The 15,363-nt window shown below is 70.4% G+C and carries 16 protein-coding genes; 10 read left to right on the top strand and 6 right to left on the bottom strand.

The genetic code is table 11. From position 1 onward, the window contains the following. The first annotated feature begins 8 nt into the window (after window positions 1-8). The 4 genes from B0E53_RS02075 to B0E53_RS02090 all read left to right on the top strand — a co-directional run bounded on the left by B0E53_RS02075 (window position 9) and on the right by B0E53_RS02090 (window position 3,874). Window positions 9-1,505 carry an APC family permease gene (locus B0E53_RS02075; RefSeq protein WP_107074376.1) on the top strand — a complete coding sequence of 499 codons (1,497 nt, stop codon included), beginning with the start codon at window positions 9-11 and terminating at the stop codon, window positions 1,503-1,505. A gap of 9 nt (window positions 1,506-1,514) precedes the next feature. Further along, on the top strand, window positions 1,515-2,171 hold the full coding sequence (locus tag B0E53_RS02080; protein WP_107074377.1) for a GNAT family N-acetyltransferase: 657 nt from the start codon (window positions 1,515-1,517) through the stop codon (window positions 2,169-2,171). Between the two features lie 11 nt (window positions 2,172-2,182). Further along, window positions 2,183-2,785, top strand: a complete 603-nt coding sequence (locus B0E53_RS02085) for a hypothetical protein (RefSeq protein ID WP_146167556.1) — start codon at window positions 2,183-2,185, stop codon at window positions 2,783-2,785. Window positions 2,786-2,863: 78 nt separating this feature from the next. Continuing rightward, complete coding sequence (locus B0E53_RS02090; RefSeq protein ID WP_107074379.1) at window positions 2,864-3,874, top strand: hypothetical protein; 1,011 nt, start codon at window positions 2,864-2,866, stop codon at window positions 3,872-3,874. A 444-nt stretch (window positions 3,875-4,318) separates the two neighbouring features. On the opposite strand, the gene B0E53_RS02095 is transcribed toward B0E53_RS02090, so the two are convergent. Beyond that, window positions 4,319-4,585, bottom strand: a complete 267-nt coding sequence (locus B0E53_RS02095; RefSeq protein WP_146167557.1) for a hypothetical protein — start codon at window positions 4,583-4,585, stop codon at window positions 4,319-4,321. 515 nt (window positions 4,586-5,100) lie between these two features. Between B0E53_RS02095 and B0E53_RS02105 the strand changes: the two genes are divergently transcribed. Next, window positions 5,101-7,374 (top strand): hypothetical protein, encoded by a 2,274-nt coding sequence (locus B0E53_RS02105; protein WP_246835176.1) that lies wholly within the window; start codon window positions 5,101-5,103, stop codon window positions 7,372-7,374. A gap of 57 nt (window positions 7,375-7,431) precedes the next feature. On the opposite strand, the gene B0E53_RS02110 is transcribed toward B0E53_RS02105, so the two are convergent. From B0E53_RS02110 to B0E53_RS02120, 4 genes are all read right to left on the bottom strand, one after another. Further along, window positions 7,432-7,737 carry a hypothetical protein gene (locus B0E53_RS02110; protein WP_146167558.1) on the bottom strand — a complete coding sequence of 102 codons (306 nt, stop codon included), beginning with the start codon at window positions 7,735-7,737 and terminating at the stop codon, window positions 7,432-7,434. Between the two features lie 85 nt (window positions 7,738-7,822). Further along, a complete protein-coding gene (locus tag B0E53_RS02115) occupies window positions 7,823-8,503 on the bottom strand; it encodes a hypothetical protein (RefSeq protein ID WP_246835177.1) in 681 nt (226 codons plus the stop codon). A gap of 162 nt (window positions 8,504-8,665) precedes the next feature. Further along, window positions 8,666-9,370: a hypothetical protein gene (locus B0E53_RS36840; RefSeq protein ID WP_146167559.1), complete on the bottom strand. Its 705-nt coding sequence runs from the start codon at window positions 9,368-9,370 to the stop codon at window positions 8,666-8,668. Window positions 9,371-10,035: 665 nt separating this feature from the next. Then, complete coding sequence (locus tag B0E53_RS02120; RefSeq protein ID WP_107074422.1) at window positions 10,036-11,037, bottom strand: ATP-dependent DNA ligase; 1,002 nt, start codon at window positions 11,035-11,037, stop codon at window positions 10,036-10,038. Between the two features lie 510 nt (window positions 11,038-11,547). On the opposite strand from B0E53_RS02120, the gene B0E53_RS02125 reads away from it, so the two are divergent. The 3 genes from B0E53_RS02125 to B0E53_RS40335 all read left to right on the top strand — a co-directional run bounded on the left by B0E53_RS02125 (window position 11,548) and on the right by B0E53_RS40335 (window position 13,402). Beyond that, window positions 11,548-11,745 carry a hypothetical protein gene (locus B0E53_RS02125; RefSeq protein ID WP_107074383.1) on the top strand — a complete coding sequence of 66 codons (198 nt, stop codon included), beginning with the start codon at window positions 11,548-11,550 and terminating at the stop codon, window positions 11,743-11,745. Between the two features lie 874 nt (window positions 11,746-12,619). Next, window positions 12,620-12,871 (top strand): hypothetical protein, encoded by a 252-nt coding sequence (locus B0E53_RS02130; RefSeq protein WP_107074384.1) that lies wholly within the window; start codon window positions 12,620-12,622, stop codon window positions 12,869-12,871. A 189-nt stretch (window positions 12,872-13,060) separates the two neighbouring features. Further along, window positions 13,061-13,402, top strand: coding sequence for a hypothetical protein (locus tag B0E53_RS40335; RefSeq protein ID WP_107074385.1), 342 nt, complete (start codon window positions 13,061-13,063; stop codon window positions 13,400-13,402). A 139-nt stretch (window positions 13,403-13,541) separates the two neighbouring features. Here B0E53_RS40335 and B0E53_RS02140 read toward each other — a convergent pair whose 3' ends face one another. Next, window positions 13,542-13,931, bottom strand: coding sequence for an Lsr2 family protein (locus tag B0E53_RS02140; RefSeq protein ID WP_107074386.1), 390 nt, complete (start codon window positions 13,929-13,931; stop codon window positions 13,542-13,544). 425 nt (window positions 13,932-14,356) lie between these two features. Between B0E53_RS02140 and B0E53_RS02145 the strand changes: the two genes are divergently transcribed. Both B0E53_RS02145 and B0E53_RS36845 read left to right on the top strand, forming a co-directional pair. Next, a complete protein-coding gene (locus tag B0E53_RS02145) occupies window positions 14,357-14,950 on the top strand; it encodes a hypothetical protein (protein WP_146167560.1) in 594 nt (197 codons plus the stop codon). Window positions 14,951-15,044: 94 nt separating this feature from the next. Then, entirely contained in the window at window positions 15,045-15,344 is a 300-nt protein-coding gene (locus tag B0E53_RS36845) for a hypothetical protein (RefSeq protein ID WP_146167561.1), read from the top strand. The last annotated feature ends 19 nt before the right edge of the window (window positions 15,345-15,363 follow it).

A 15,363-nucleotide genomic window follows, 5' to 3' on the forward strand; every position in this document is an offset into this window, starting at 1 on the left:
ATCCCCCCATGTCCTCATCTCGTCCTGACACCGTCTCCGCCGTGCTGGCCCGCGGCCGACTCGGCATCCCCGCCGTCGTGTTCTTCGTCGTGGCGGCCGCCGCGCCGCTGACGGCCGTCGCCGGCGGCGCGACCACCGGATACGCGGTCACCGGCGTGCTCGGCATCCCCCTGGCCTATCTGGTGGTCGCCGCAGTGCTCGCCCTGTTCGCCGTCGGCTACGTGGCCATGTCCCGCCGGATCGTCAACGCCGGAGCGTTCTACACCTACGTAACACGGGGCCTCGGCAGACCGGCCGGCGTCGCCGCCGCGATCGTCGCTCTGCTCGCCTACAACAGCATGCAGATCGGCCTGTACGGCGTCTTCGGCGCGGTCCTGTCCGGGTTCCTCAACGACCGGTACGGCTGGGGCACCACCTGGTGGCTGTGCGCCTTGTGCGCCTGCGCGGTGATCGCCGTGCTCGGCCTGCTGCGCATCGACCTCAACGGCAAGGTCCTCGCCCTCCTACTGGTTGCCGAGTGCGCGATCGCCCTGGTCTACGACGGTGTGATGGTCGCCCGACCCGTCAACGATCTCGGCGTCAGCTTCGACACCCTCGCCCCGAGCAACCTGATCGGCCCGGGCATCGGCGCCGCCCTCGTCACGGGCATCGCCGGGTTCGTCGGCTTCGAAGGCACCACGGTGTTCGCCGAGGAAACCAAGGACCCTCAGCGCACGGTGCCCCGGGCCACGTACATCGCCGTGGCGGTCACCGGCCTGCTGTACGGGCTGTCGGCGTGGGCGATGTCCGTCGCCACCGGGCCCGACCAGATCGTCGCAGCCGCCCAGACCGAGGGCACCGACCTCATCTTCAACCTCGTGTCCCCACACCTCACCTCGTCGCTGGTCACCCTCGGCCGGTGGCTGTTCATCACCAGCCTGTTCGCCGCCCTACTCAGCTTCCACCACACGGTCGCCCGGTACGCCTTCGCGCTCGGCCGCGAGCGGGTGCTGCCGGCCGCGCTCGGACGGACCAGCCGGCGCACCGGAGCGCCGAAAGCCGGCTCCATGCTCCAGACCGCCATCGCCGCGGTGGTGCTCGTCGGGTACGTCCTGGCCGACGCGGACCCGATCGTGCACCTGTTCTTCTGGCTCACGTCGATGGGCGCACTCGGGGTGCTGATCCTGATGACGGTCACCAGCGTGGCCGTGGTCGCGTTCTTCGGCCGGACCGTCCACGGCGATGGACCCTGGCGAACAGCGGTCGCGCCCTTCCTGTCTGCCCTCGCGCTCGGGTCGATCCTGGTCGTCACCGTCCGCCAGTTCGACGCTCTGCTCGGGGTCGAGCCGACCAACCCGCTGCGGTGGTGGTTCCCGGCCGGTTACGCGGTCGCCGCGCTGCTCGGGCTCGGGTGGGCGTTCACGTTGCGGTCCAGCAGGCCCGACGTCTACCGCGCGATCGGGCTGGGCGCCGACAGCGCCGCGGCCCCGCTCCGTACCACCGACTCCGTCCGCATGCCCGTCTGAGGAGCGCCCATGTCCACGACACGCACCGACCTCACCGTCCGCCCGGCCAGGCACGCCGACCTGCCGGCGCTGCTGCCCGTGCTGGCCGAGGCGTTCTCGACCGGACCGGTCGCCGAATGGGCCGTCCCCGAGCCCGCAGACCGGCTGAAGGTGTTCACCGGCTACTTCCGGTTCATGCTCGAGCTGGGCATGCGCTACGGCCGCGTCGACACCACCAGCGACCTGTCCGGCGCCGCGATCTGGTATCGGCGCGACGAGACGCCGTCGCCCGTGCCGGACCACGTGTTCGGGCTGGAGGAGGCCATCGGCAAGTACGCGCCGAAGTTCCTCCTGCTCGACGCGATGTTCGAGGCCCGCCACCCGCGTCTGCCGCACGCCTACCTTGCCTACATCGGCGTAGCCCCGGCCTGGCAGGGGCAGGGCGTCGGGTCCGCGCTGCTCGCCGAGGCCCATGAGGACGTCGACGCCGAGAACCTGCCGGCGTATCTGGAGGCCAGCGATCCCCGCAACCGTGACCTCTACCGGCGCCACGGCTACGAGGCCGGCCCGCCGATGCGACCCACGTCGTCGGGACCGCAGTTCTGGCCGATGTGGCGTGCGCAGCTCAACGGCGGCGCGCGCTCGTCGTTCCCGCCGCCGACGTCGCTGCACCTGCGGTCGCTGTGACCGCGTCCGCCATGAGCACCCATGTACGACAGGCCGGACCGACCGACGTCGCGGCGGCCACCGCGCTGCTGGTCGACGCGCTACGACGCGACCCGGTCGCGGAGTGGCTGGTGCCGGATCCGAAGGAGCGGCCGGACGTGCTGCACCGGCTGCTGGCCGTCGAGGTCGACCACGCCATCGAGACGGGCAACGTCTACGTCACGCTGGACTGGTCGGCTATCGCGGTGTGGCGGCGCCACGATCTGGACGCGGAGCGCTGGGCGCTGGGCGACTACCACCTGACGACGTTCGCGGGCCGGTCAGCGAACCGGTTCGGCCAGCTGCACGCCGCCGTACGCGGCTACGGGTCAGCGGCGCCGCACCACTGGCTGTCGTGGCTCGCGGTGCATCCCGCCTACGGATGGCACATCGCTGGCGAACTGCTGCGCGAGCACCACCAGGTCGTCGACGCCGTCGGCCACCCCGTGTACGGCGTCGTCACGACCGCAGCGGCACGGGACCTGCTGTGCGAGCACGGCTACCACGCCGGCCTGCCGATCGGACTGCCCGGCGCGCCGACGCTCTGGCCGATGACCCGCGCCGGCCGCCCGATCCGGAACACCAACTCCAGCTGATCGTCCCGCCGGTGGTGGCCGCCGTGCCCGGTACGACGGCCACCACCGCACCTTCGCACCCGTAAGGATCCGTCACACATGCGCTCACCCACGTGCCTTGACCGCGCACTGGCAGCCGCCGGCGCCGCTGGGCTAGCCACCGCCCTGGCCACGACGGCGCTACCCACCCCGGTACGCCTGCCGGGGCCAGTCCTGCTCACCAGCACCGGCAGCGGTTGCGATGGGTTCGCTCCCGCACCGCCGTCGGACGCCAGCACCACCGTTCTGGCCTATCCGCGGCCGGCGGCGTCCGTCCTGCGCGAGCTCGCCCTGCACATCGGCGCGGCGACGTGCGACCAGGCACAGGGACGGTTCGACCTGGTGCGACACCGCGCCTGGCAAATCGACGGCGCGACCGGACAGACCACCACACGGGATGTCGTGCGCTGGTATGCCGAGGACGACTCCGGCGCCGAGATGGTCAACGAATACTCCGGCCGGTGGACCGCCACAGCGGTCGACTGGTGGGCGCCAGGGTGGCTGCACGACCAAGGCCTGCAGCAGGTGTTCGTCAGCGCCGACTGGTTGCGTAGCCGAGTCACGCGACAACCTCAACAGATCGATCCCACGCAGCAGGTGCTCGTCGGCCTGGCCATGCTGGCCACCTGGCGCAGCCCGCCGCGGTCCGGGCGGGCACTGAGCCTCGCCGTCCTCGCCGACACGCCCGGGCTGCTCGCCTACCCCCACACAGTTGACCGCGCTGGCCGCGGCGGCATCGGCGTGGCCACCACCAGCCGCGACGGCAGCGAGCGTCATCTGCTGATCCTGCACCCGGCCAGCGGCGAGGTCCTCGCCTACGAGCACGCCAGGCTCACGGCCACCGGCTGGCGGCCGGACCGCTACCTGCTTCTGCTCGCACACAGCCACACCGCGCGCCGCTGGTGGGAGCCACCCTCCGACGGTCACACCACCACCGCGAATCGACCGGACCAGCGGATGCAGCCCCATCACTCCCGCAGGTGGCTCCTGTTCTCCACGCAGCCCTGCACAGCGCACCAGAAAGTGCACAGCCCATGGGCTGGTTGGCGACCGGCGGGACCGTTGAGGTGAAGACCGGTCGCAATACACCCCAGCCCGCATCTCCCGCATCTCCCGCATCTCGGCCGCAGCCTCGGCCGCGGTCAGCCCACCGCAGGAAACACGGATCGCCAGCGAAAGCTTGGGCACAAACCCACGCGGAGTGCGGATCCGCACCGTGGCGTCTTCGGGCGTCAGTCCGGCGCCGCGCAGCGAGGCCGCGACGGCTGCGGAGATGCCGCCGTTGGTGGTGATCCACTCTTCGGTCTCATGGCGGTGAACCAGTGCTTCGCCCACTTCCGCGCCGACGCCTCGGCACGCCTCGAGCACGATGTACAGCCGCCGCGACCGCGTCAGGCAGGTGCGGTGCAGGGCGTGCTCACGGTGTCGCCTTGCTGTCGTCGGGTTCGGGGGCCGGGCCACTGCCGGGGCTTGGCGCCGGTTGCTCCCGGTTGAGCAGGTCGACCGGGCGGATTCTCAACGCAGGCCAGGCCACAGGCCAGCGACCGCCGCCACAAACAGGAGCATCGGTGACGCGGCGACGGTGCCGAGCACCACCGCCGAGCTGATCCGGCTTCTCGCCAGGGACCTCAGGATCAGGATCAGCCCAACCAGCAGGGTGACGAGAAGTCCCGGTGCGACGACGTAGACCCCGAAGGTCAGCATGCCTTCCTGCGGTGAGTTGCCCCACGACTCCCTTATTCCCGATTGCTGGTCAAGGAGGACGAAGTAGGCAATGATCACCAGGCCGTGCCAGCTGAGCAGGACCAGGCACGCAAAAGAGTAGTTCGCGGCCGACCGGCTCCTGTTAGGTGTCACTGGGACCCGGTCGGCGGTGTCACGCTCGCCGGCGTCCGCCTCAGCGGGGGGCGGGGAGGATCGGTTACGGCCATCCACCTCAGTCACCGTACGCGACTCGGCGAGGACTGACCGTCCCCGGCAACGCCCGGCCTCCTCGACGGCTGGGATCAGTTGAACACATGGGGCTTCGACTCCGACGTCAATCCCTACTACGCCCAGCTCATCCGCAGCGGCAACTTCCACGACAACAGGCGCGACATCTGGATCCCCCCGCCAGCCTGGCCGCCCCTGTCTGCGCCCGAGCACCTGGCCATCGCCATCGCAGCAGTCACCCGAACCGATCGCACCGTCGTACGAAACGCCATGAACAACAGCCTCGATGAGCTCGGACAGATACGCCCTGACAGCCGTCAGCGTCGTGCAACTTTGTCGGGGCAGTTCAACGGTTTTGGCAGCGGGTGGCGGTGGTCATTTGTGACCCTGTCGGCGTGGGGGCGCATGGGGGTGAGGCGGTCGAGTTGCGGGTGCATGGGGTGTCGGGCGCGTCGGCGGAAACGATTCTCGATCACCCGATCGTGGTGCGGGTTGCCGGGGACCGGAACGCCGGGTTTTACCGGGTCCGGCCGGGGAACGGCGCGGCCGGCGGCGCCACCGCCGGGGTGGCCGTGGAGGCCTATCGTTGGGGCGCCCTGACCGCTGGTGCGGCGGTGCGGACGGCGTCGATGCTGTTGCTGTTGCCGTTCATGCTGGGCAACGTCGCGATCTGGTTACGCCCGACAACGGCGGACCGGTTCGGTCTTCTCGGCGGGTTGTGCCGTCTGCTCGCTGGTTCTCTCACCGTGGCGTTCACGCTGGCGATCGTCGGTTCCGCGATGAATCTGGTGGGCTGGCAGTGCGTGCCGTACGTCGAATGCCGGGTCGGCCGCCCGTACCTGTCCTGGCTCGCCGCGTTGCCGATGGGCCCTCGGCTGGCCGTGCTGGCGCTGATCCCGCTGCTCGCGTTGCGTCTGTTCTGGGTGATCGGTGCCCGGTCGGCGCGAGCTTTCGAGGGCTTCGGCGCGACACCTTCGGAGCCGGGAACATCGGAGGGGACCGAGAGCCTGAGCGCTCCGGGTTTCTGGGACGACGAGCGGGTGACCTCGTGGCTGCGCCAGATCCATGTCGGGCTCGGCGCTGGCACGGTCGATGTCAGCTTGCTCGTCGGCGTGTCGGACAGCGGGCGGAATCTGGTCGGTTCGCTGGTGCGGTACGCCGCCGCCAGCCTGGTGATGTTCTGCGTGGTGCTGCTCTGTCTGCCCGTGCCGGCGGCAGGGGTGCCGGCCCGGCGCTTCCTGCGCCTGTTGTGGGGGGTCGTCGCTGGGGTGACTGTCCTGAGCCTGGGCTACGCCGCGTTCACCCGCGAGGTTCCGGTCGTGGTCGGGCAGATGCCGGGCTACGAGGGCGGCGTCGCTGGCCTGGTCGGGGCGCAGGGGGTTCTGCTCGTGCTGGTCGCCGCACTAACCGTCGTGCGGCGGCGGGCAGGCCCGGACGGGACCCGCCCGTTCCTGTGGGGGCTCGGCACGCCGCTCGTGGCGGCGTTGTCGGTCAGCGTCGCGTCGGCGTTCACCGCCACTCTGGTCTTCCGGGTCGCCGACCACCTCGACCGCGGTCGCATTCCGGATCCGATCCGGCCGAACCCGCCGGCCCTTGGTCCGCTGGAACCGCCGGTGGCGTACTGGTGGGCCGCGCTCGCCGGACTCACCGCCCTGCTGGTCGTTGCTGCGGCGGCGACCATCACGCTGCTGATCAGCCGTCGAAGACGGCGTGCCTATGCGCATCGCGTCGCCGAACAGGACTATCCCCGTGTCCCCGCCAGCGCGTCGTCACGGCTTCGCGTAGTTCGCGAGACCATCGCCAGATCCCACGTGACCGAGGAACTGGGACCCACACTGGTCGCGTTCTTCGTGATCTCCTCGATCGGCCTGGCCGCCGTCGCGCTCGACCTGGTCGGAATCGGTCCGGCGCAGCTCGTCGCCGAGATCAGTGGGCGGCGCGACGGGAGCGCCGTGCTCGTCGCGTACGTCAGCGACGTCGGGATCTGGGTTATCAGCCTGCTCGTCATCGGGCTGCTGATCCTCGGCTTCCGCGCCTACCGTTCGGCCGAGGCCCGGCGTCTCGTGGCGGTCCTGTGGGATCTGGGCACTTTCTGGCCACGCACCGTCCACCCGTTCGCGCCACCCTGCTACGCCGCCCGGGCCGTGCCGGAGCTGACCAAGCGGGTGTCCGCGCTTGCCGCGCAGGGCCCGGTGGTCATCTCCGGCCACAGTCACGGCTCCGTCCTGGCTGCGGCCGCGGTCCTGCAACTGCCGCCCGCCGCCCTGTCCCGGGTCGCTCTGCTGACCCACGGCTGCCCGCTGCGCCGCATCTACGCCCGCCTCTACCCCGCCTATCTAGGGCAGCAGACGATGTGCGACCTCGGCGAACGACTCGACTGGCGGTGGCGCAATCTCTGGCGGGACACCGACCCGATCGGCGGAGCAGTCTTCGACCGCCGCCACGGCGCATCACCTGTGTGTGACAATCCGGCCGCCGAGGCGGTCGACGTCCGGCTACGCGACCCGCGCGCCGTGACCATCGACCCGGCGGACACCGTGCCACCACCGGTCGAACGCCACTGGCCGTACCACACCCAACTTCAGTACCAAACCGCCGTACGGGAGCTCACCGACGGGATCAACCACCCCAACACGTAACAGCGCCCTTTCTATCGGCGCCGCTGATCAGACCACCTCGCCCGAGTCCGCCGGCCTTTACGGATCTCGCCAGGCGCGTTCGCCGGCGATTGACTCCAACTCGTAGACGCCGTTCATGTCCGCGTCGAGCAACTCACCGCAGTACTCGATCCACAGCCAGGTCTGATCGATTCGTTCAGGGGGCGCGCCGTTCTCATCGATTGGCACCAGGAGGGAGCGTCCGTCCACCGGCCCTCCGGCGCACGGTACGTCGGTCTTCGCCCACATGTTCCGATCATCGGCCGAGACGTGGCGGCGCCGGGTGTGTTCCACCGACGCGAGCGCGACCCATCGATTTGCTCCGGTGGGTTCGCCGTGCTCCATGCTGCTGGTCCACGCGTCCTGGCGCGGCCGTATGGCGGCCCGACTGATCGGGGCGGCCGGTGCCGCCCCGATCAGGCCGGATGGATCAGCGCAGCGCCCACCGGGTTGACGGACTGTTGTGGGCCAGGACGAGCGGACGCCGCACTGGTGAGCGGACGTTGCGGCTGGACCGGCCGCGGCAGAACGGCGACAAACGCCACATCGAATGCGCCGTCGTGTGATCGTCGACCGGGACGGCGTCGCGGTGGGTGTAGCCGTGCTGCAGGAACAGGTCGAGGTCGGCGTCGGTGAAGGCCTCCGCGTAGGTGGGCAGGCTGAGGGTGTCCATCCATTGCTGCGCTCCGGCGAGGACGGCCGCGGCGCGGCCCGACTCGGCCGGACCGGGCGCGGCGAGCAGCGCCAGGTGGTTGTGCGGCTCGGTGGGCCGCCGCGCGGCGAGGGCCCGGCCGAGTTGAAGGAAACGCTCTTGGTGCGCGCCGGACGCGGCGGCGAGCCGGTCCGTGTAGCGGGCTGGGGGCGGGATGGGCCGGTAGCGGTGGAACCAGACGGTCGCGGCCGTGCCGTCGGGGAGCAGGAACGCGTCGCCGAAGAGCAGCGCGTGTTCGATCCAGATCCGGGCCACGGCGGCGAGAACGGTGGGCCGGTGCTGCTCGTCGGGGACGAGCCAGGCGCCGAGGGCGGTGGGGGAGAGGGTTCCGGCGGCGAGATCGGCGATCCGGGCGATGTCGCACCACCGGGCCCGGACGACGGGCATGGTCACGCTCATGAGTAACTCCTGGTCAACCATCGTGATCGAGAAAAGTCGGGGAAGGACGCCGGCTTCGTCGCGGGACCGCCGCGGGCCGGCGTGGGCCACCAGGGGCCGTCAGGCATGCAGGTGCGCAGAGGCCGCCGGTGTCACACAGGCGGCACGCAAACGCCCCGCCGGTCAGGCGGGCCGGGTGCCCGGTCGAGGCGAGCGGGACGGGAGAGCGACGCCACCGCTCGGGTGGCAGTGGCGTCCAGCCAGGCTGGGCGGCGTCCACACGCAGGCGGTGGCGTCAGCCGGGCCTCCGTGGGCGGAGCCGGACGAGCCGGATCCACTGGCACCAGGGGTGGGCGTGGCTGGCGGGGAGTCCGCGTCAGGCCGGGGCGGGTACGGCCCATCCGAGCCAGCGAGGCGCGGCAGGGACGAAAGCTGTGTGGTGGTGTGCCAGTCCGTCGGGATGCTGGTGGGGGTGGGGGCCGCAACGATTCCGCCTGATTCGCCGACCGGTGCCGTAGCCGGGCCGGTGCAGCAGCCAGGGCCGGCCTGCGGCGCCGCCGGTAGCGCCGGCGCAGGTGGTGGCGTGGCCGGCGGGCCAGCGGGCGGGTCCAGTGGTGGCATGGCCGAGCCGGCGGGCGGGTTCAGGAGGTCCGTCACCGGGTCGAGGGTGTCCAGCGCGGGGTCCAGCGGCTCGAGCACCGGCTCCAGCCCTCGCCAGACGGGGGACAGGATCGGGGCGAGCGGCTGGATCACCGGGCTGAGCACCTCAGCTACCGGGGCGAGCACGCCGGCCCGCACCGGGTCGGTGACCGGGCGCAGCACGTCGGCCACCGGGGTGAGCACCCCGGTCCGAACCGGACCCGTGACCGGACGGAGAACCTCACCCACCGGTGCCAGCACCTCACCGCCCCCCGGTCGGGTGGCCGGTCGGCCCGCCCCATCGGCGGGCTTCGGCGTGCCGACCTGGGCGGGGCGGGCCGGCGGTGGCGTGACCTGGTTCGCCGGCGGGGCCGCGGGCCGGGCTGGCGGTCGGTTCGACGCCGGACGAGGGCCGGCTCCGCTCGGAGGGATGCCGGGGGTCGTCTCGCCGTTAGGCACGTCAGGGGCAGGCGGTGCTGTCGGGTCGAGGATCGGGCGGAGGAGGCCGGTGAGCAGGTCAACGGCCGCGTCGACCGGCGCGGCCGGCGGACGGTCGGCGGCGTAGGCGACCCCGGTGGTGGCGGCCTCATGGACGCCCCACGCCACGACGACCCCGCCGAGCAGGAGTCCAAGGCGCAGCGCGACCCGCGTCCACCGCCCTCCCCGTCGACTCATCCCCGCACCCCTCCGACCCCCGGCCATCGCCGACGATCAACGCCCGCACTCTACCGAACGAAGTCAACCGATCACAGTCCGATGCTGGTCGGGTTTGGCGCGTCGCGTCCTGGCCAGACGCGGGCTTCGGCCGCTGCCCAACACCGGAGCAGGGACGCGAGCACCGAACGGCGCGTCGTCGACCTCGCCACGGCGTCGTCGCAGGGATCGGATCGTTGCCCGCGGGAAGTAGCCGTTGCTCACCCCAGGTCGCCGAAGTAGCCCTTCTCCTCGCCGAGAAGCAGCGGCGCGTCGTAGACCGACATATCTGGTCGAGCCTGCGCGTACCGCACTCGGTGGCGCCAGCGTCCGTGTTCGAAAGCCACGTCGGCGTCGATCTCCGCCACCACCGTCGGGTCCACCTGGACGTACGACAGCGGCTCGGGCCGGTCCAACTGGCCCGACCAAGACGCGGGCAGCGGCTCCGGCCACGGGTGAGCCACGGCGCCGCGCCGTGGCATCCGCGACGGCGACAGCAACTCGGCCAGTGCGGCACGCTGGTCGCTGGTCAGCGGGTGGGACCGGCCGGTGTAGGGCAGCCGTCCCCGACTGTCGAACCGGCCCAGCAGCACCGTCTCCGGGTTGCTGATCCTGCCGGTCACCCCACCGATGATGGCCTCGGTGACGATCCGGGTGCGGAATTTCGACCAGCCACGCCGGCCAGACTCGTACCGGCCGCTCAGGCGCTTGCTGACCACGCCTTCGATGCCCGCCGCGACCGTCCAGTGCAGCAACCAGTCCGCCACCTGCCGCATGTCCGCCGTCTGCGGCGTCACGGTCAGCTGCGTCGGCGCGCCGGCGAGCAGCCGCTCCAACCGGGCCCGCCGCTGCCCCAACGGCAAATCGAGGATCACCCGCCCGCCGGCGTCCGCGAGCAGGTCGAACAGCACGTAGTGGGCGGGATACTCGTGTGCCAGGCGCAGCAGGTCACGGCCGGCGGTGATCCGGCGTTGGAGCTGCGCGAAGTTGGTCCGGCCGCGCTCCCAGACGATCAGCTCACCGTCGAGCACCACCCCGGCCGGGACGGCCGCCCGGATCGTCCGGGTGACGTCGGGGAAGTAGGTCGTCAGGTTCCGGCCGGCCCGCGACTGCAGGTACACCCCGCCGGTCTCGCGGAAGGCGATACACCGCCACCCGTCCCACTTCGGCTCGTGCACCAGGCCCGGGCCCTCCGGCACCACGTCGACCGGCGCCGCGAGCATCGGGGCGACCGGCCGGCGCAGCACTGGTATCGGCCGGCCGCCTGGCTCGCGACGGCCGGGTGTCACCCGTCGTTCCCGCTACGCCGACCGTCAGTGCCGCTCATCCTCCGCCTCCCACGTCATCCTGGGAGGAAGGCGGTTCGGTCCGGGCGGAGATCCGCGACAACAAATGGCAGGTGAGGCACGACGGCGAACTGCCATAGCAGATCCGGACATGATCAGGGCGATATCCACATCCCGTCAGACTTATCCACAACGCAGCGGCTTGTGCTGGCGAGCACGGCGGTGGGCGACGAGCCTGGAGCACGTCGGCGAGGTCACCGCTTCGGCTGCTGGCCACGGCCCTTGTGCAGTGGAGCAGCTTCGGCCGCAGGCCACCGACAAAGCCGGTCTCCGCGACGATACGGCCAGTCGCGGAGACCGGCGCCGCCCGTCCAGGTGCGGGTTCCGCGTGGGCGGCAGAATCGGCTACACCTGGGTCCCGGCATCGTCGAGCAGTACCGTCGGAGGGTGGACGTGCTGCTGCGCGGCGGGCCAGGTGACGGGCAGGTAGTGCCCGGTAGCGGGGAAACCGTGGTGTGGCAGGCCTGCCTGTACGAGATCACGCCCGAGTACGGCCACCGGCGCGGCCGCGACCTTCGGGTCTACCGGCATCGCCCGGACTGCTGCGAGCCGTACGGGCGGGGCGGCGAGGACCGCTGCGAGTGACCCGGGCCCCCCGGCTGGCTGTGACTACCAGCGATAGTTGACACCGGGAGTGGGCATCAGCCTGGGAGTCTCCGATGCCGGGCCAGCGGTAGCTGACATCGATTCCCAGGGATTCTTGGCCTCGGCGAGGCTGTCCAGAAACATGGCTCGCCCCGTCCCGAGGGCTCCGCGCCGCAGCGTGGACATTCAACCGGTCCCCGGCCAGCCACTGCACAAGGTGTTCGCGGAGCCGCCGGATCAGCTTCAGCGACCTCGACCGGCTGCTCAACGCGCTGTGCAACGCCGATGAGGGCATGCCAAGTTCATCTACGACCTCGACATGCACAAAAGGGTCCTCGACAACCTCCCCTTCTAGAGCAACCGTCCGGGAGGTAGGCACCTGCCTCCCGTGGCCTCTGACCTGGGAAACGATGCCGCCGGAGGTAACTTCGCCCGTGCTCGAGGCGTCCACTCCCGACGACGACTAGCTCACAGTGTCGATGCTGGGGCGGCCGTTTTTCAGACCACGCCCGCAAGATATCCACACCGGGTGCCATAGCCCTGTCAGGTCGATGTGATTCGGTAGAAGTGCAAGGCCCCTGCGGGACTCGTCCATAGACGGGGACGCGGACGGATGGTCGTGGCGGTAACACTGCTGCGGCTACGCCGTTGGGTTACTTGGAAGGCGTGGCGCTACGGGTGCGACGCCTTCCCGCAAGGTCAGGCGGGACGGTTTACAGCCCTCCGCCCTCTACAGTGCTTTGAGCGTGGCCGGTGAGCCGCAAGTCCGGGGTCAAGGCGGGCACCCGGGGGGTAGGAGCCCCGGGGCCGCCGTGATGGTCACGTCCACCCATGTCCGAGGCAAGGACCATTACACGAGGAGAACGAAAACCAGGTGACCACGGTAACGAGAGGTGCGGAACCGCACCAGAGCAGGGGGACCAACAGCACAGAGAACGTCCTGATCGCGGCGCTCATGATGGTCGTGATCATGGCGATCGGTGCACTGGTCTACGTGGTGAAGATCAGCGCTGACATGGGCAACGTTGCCCCAGTCGCGATCTCCGCGATCAGCGCCATCGCGCTGGCCGCGATCAGCGCCATCGCGGTGGTGCTCCGCAGGCGGCCTCCCGGCAGCCGGAGGTAGTTCGGCGACAGTGCGGGTCGTCATCGGCGACCCGCACTGCCAGACCTTCACCAACTCGTTGATGCGGCACCCGCCCTCATCGGGAGACGACCGCCCCGGTGCCAACTATCGCTTGGAAGCGCCAACTATCGCTGGTAGTCACACTGGCGGCGGCTTCAACCACATCACTCCACCCCATCCGGGTCGAACATGTGTACGATTGCGGGGTGGAGGAGGGTGGTCCGGCGGCTCTGGAACGGTGTCTGGGGGCGCCTGGCCCGCCGTGACGTGTGGCTGGTCCGCCAGACCCGCTGGACGGTGATCGCCCGTGCCGGCGACACCGAGACCGGGAAAGTACTGCGGTGGGAGTTCGACACGGAGCGGGAAGCGGCGGACATGGTCGACCGGCTCCTGCGCGCCGACACCGCCAGGCAGTGGCGTGAACAAGCAGGCGGCACGCCACCCCAGCCCAGCGGCGGCGACGCGAGCGGTTCTCCGGCCGGGCCCACCGTAGGTCAGCGGCCGAATGGGTCGCCGCGCTCTTGCCGATGACATCGAAAACGCGGCACCGCGTCGCCGTACACCCCGCGAGCGCCCGCTATTTCCGGCTGCGCCATGAGCCTATGAGGAATGCCTTCGTCTAGCCCGTCCGTAGCGGCATGTCATCGGCTTGGTGGCTGGCCGCTGGGTCTTAGCGACCGGCAGTGGCGTGGTACTCGTCGACGATTTCCTGCGGGATCCGGCCGCGGTCAGAGATGTCCTTGCCGGCCTTCTTGGCCCAAGCGCGGATCGCCTTGTTCTGCTCCCGGTCGACGGTGGTGCTGCCACCAACACGGGCGCCTCGCCCGCCGCCAACCCCTGCAACGCCACGGACGGCCCGCCCGCCGCCGCCCACGACGCCGCCGCGGCCAACCTTGGTCCCGTTGGCTGTGTACGGGGCGAATACGTCGCGCAATTTCTCCGCGTTGACCTCCGACAGGTCAATCTCGTACTGCACGCCGTCGAGGGCGAACCTGACGGTCTCGACGGCGTCCCCACCGTCCAGGTCATCGATCAGCTTATGGATGATCTGCTTGGCCACGTCTTCGTTCCTTCCAATCCGCGAGTACCGGCTGGACTGCACACTATCCCGCTCGCCGCTTGCCGCGAAAGTGGGACGCCGCACAAGCCACAACGAGCATTAAGCGCGATTAACCGGCGTCATGAATTCCAACGTGCGCAACCATCACTATCGCGTGTGGGAATGGCGACATTGAGTTTGGTCGACTGGTTCGTCTGCTGCGATCGCCCGTCCTGCAGGTGACTCGGCGCGCACGCCGGCCGACCCTACGTAGATGCCCCATGACCTAGCGTGTCCGAGAGGTGTCCTGCGGCGGTTCTTCATTTCGGAGGACCGGACGCCGCCGGACGACAACGGGGCACGGCAACGGCCTGGCTCGTTCGTGCCAGCAGGCGCGCCCACGTTCCGACCACAGGGCCCAGTCACATCTGCGGGCAGATGTCGACTTGATCAACCCGGGAAGTCGAGCGGTCGTCGACCCCGACATCGTTCCCAGCGACGCCGGAGTGGTGCTGCTGTCCGAACCGATCTACCAGCGCGACATCCGTGGCGAGGTCACCTCGATCGGCGCGATGGCCTGGACGGCCTACCGCACCACCGTCACCGGACGCACCGGCTGGTGGATCACCGGCTGGGCCGACCGGAACGACCCCCTCGACCCGGCCGCAGCCCGCCGCCGCACCCAACTCGCCACCGCTCCCGGGCTCGCCGCCGAGTTCGGTCCGTACGTGCTCATCTGGCTCGCCGACATCCCCGCCGGCAGGCCCCTGATCGCCCTCGACACACCACAGAGGCGCGTCGACCAGGTCCAGGACCCGGCCCCGGAGGGCCGCTGCTGCCTCGACGACCCGGTGCAGGGGCAACGCGCGGTCGCCGCCCTGCTGCACGCGTTTCTGGACCCTGCAACGGCAGCCGGCGATCGTGCTCCACCCGCTGGCGAACCCGGCCGAGGGGCTGCGCCTACAGCGGCAAGGACTGCACCACGACGTCCGCATCGTCACGGCCACGCCCTGCTCGTAGCGCCCGTCAACCCCGGCTGACCGGTTCCCCACGCCGGTCACCACCCGCCCTCGACAACCCCGTCCACACAACCCCGACACCCGAACGGTCAACCTGATGCGTAAACACCCCGCTGTGCGGCTTCCCTACGTGTGGCGCTATCCCGACCCCGAGCCCGACGACCGGGTCACCCGGGTCTTCGCCGGCCCCTCCTGGTGGCAGCAGTGGACACGCGTGCCACCCCCACACAAAGACTTCCCGGACTACCACTGGTTCAACGGGGACAAGTACCGCCCCTGGAACATGCTCACCCGCAACCGCGGCCCGATGTACAACACCGAACGGTTCACCCACATGCGGCGCCTGCAGCGACACCGGCGTGGCCGCTACTGGTCAAGGTTGCGTCCACGGGAGTGGTGTACGATTTGCCCGTGATGGGCGTGTTGCGTAGATA

The sequence above is a fragment of the Micromonospora sp. MH33 genome, from assembly GCF_003013775.1.
GTDB lineage: Bacteria > Actinomycetota > Actinomycetes > Mycobacteriales > Micromonosporaceae > Micromonospora > Micromonospora fulviviridis.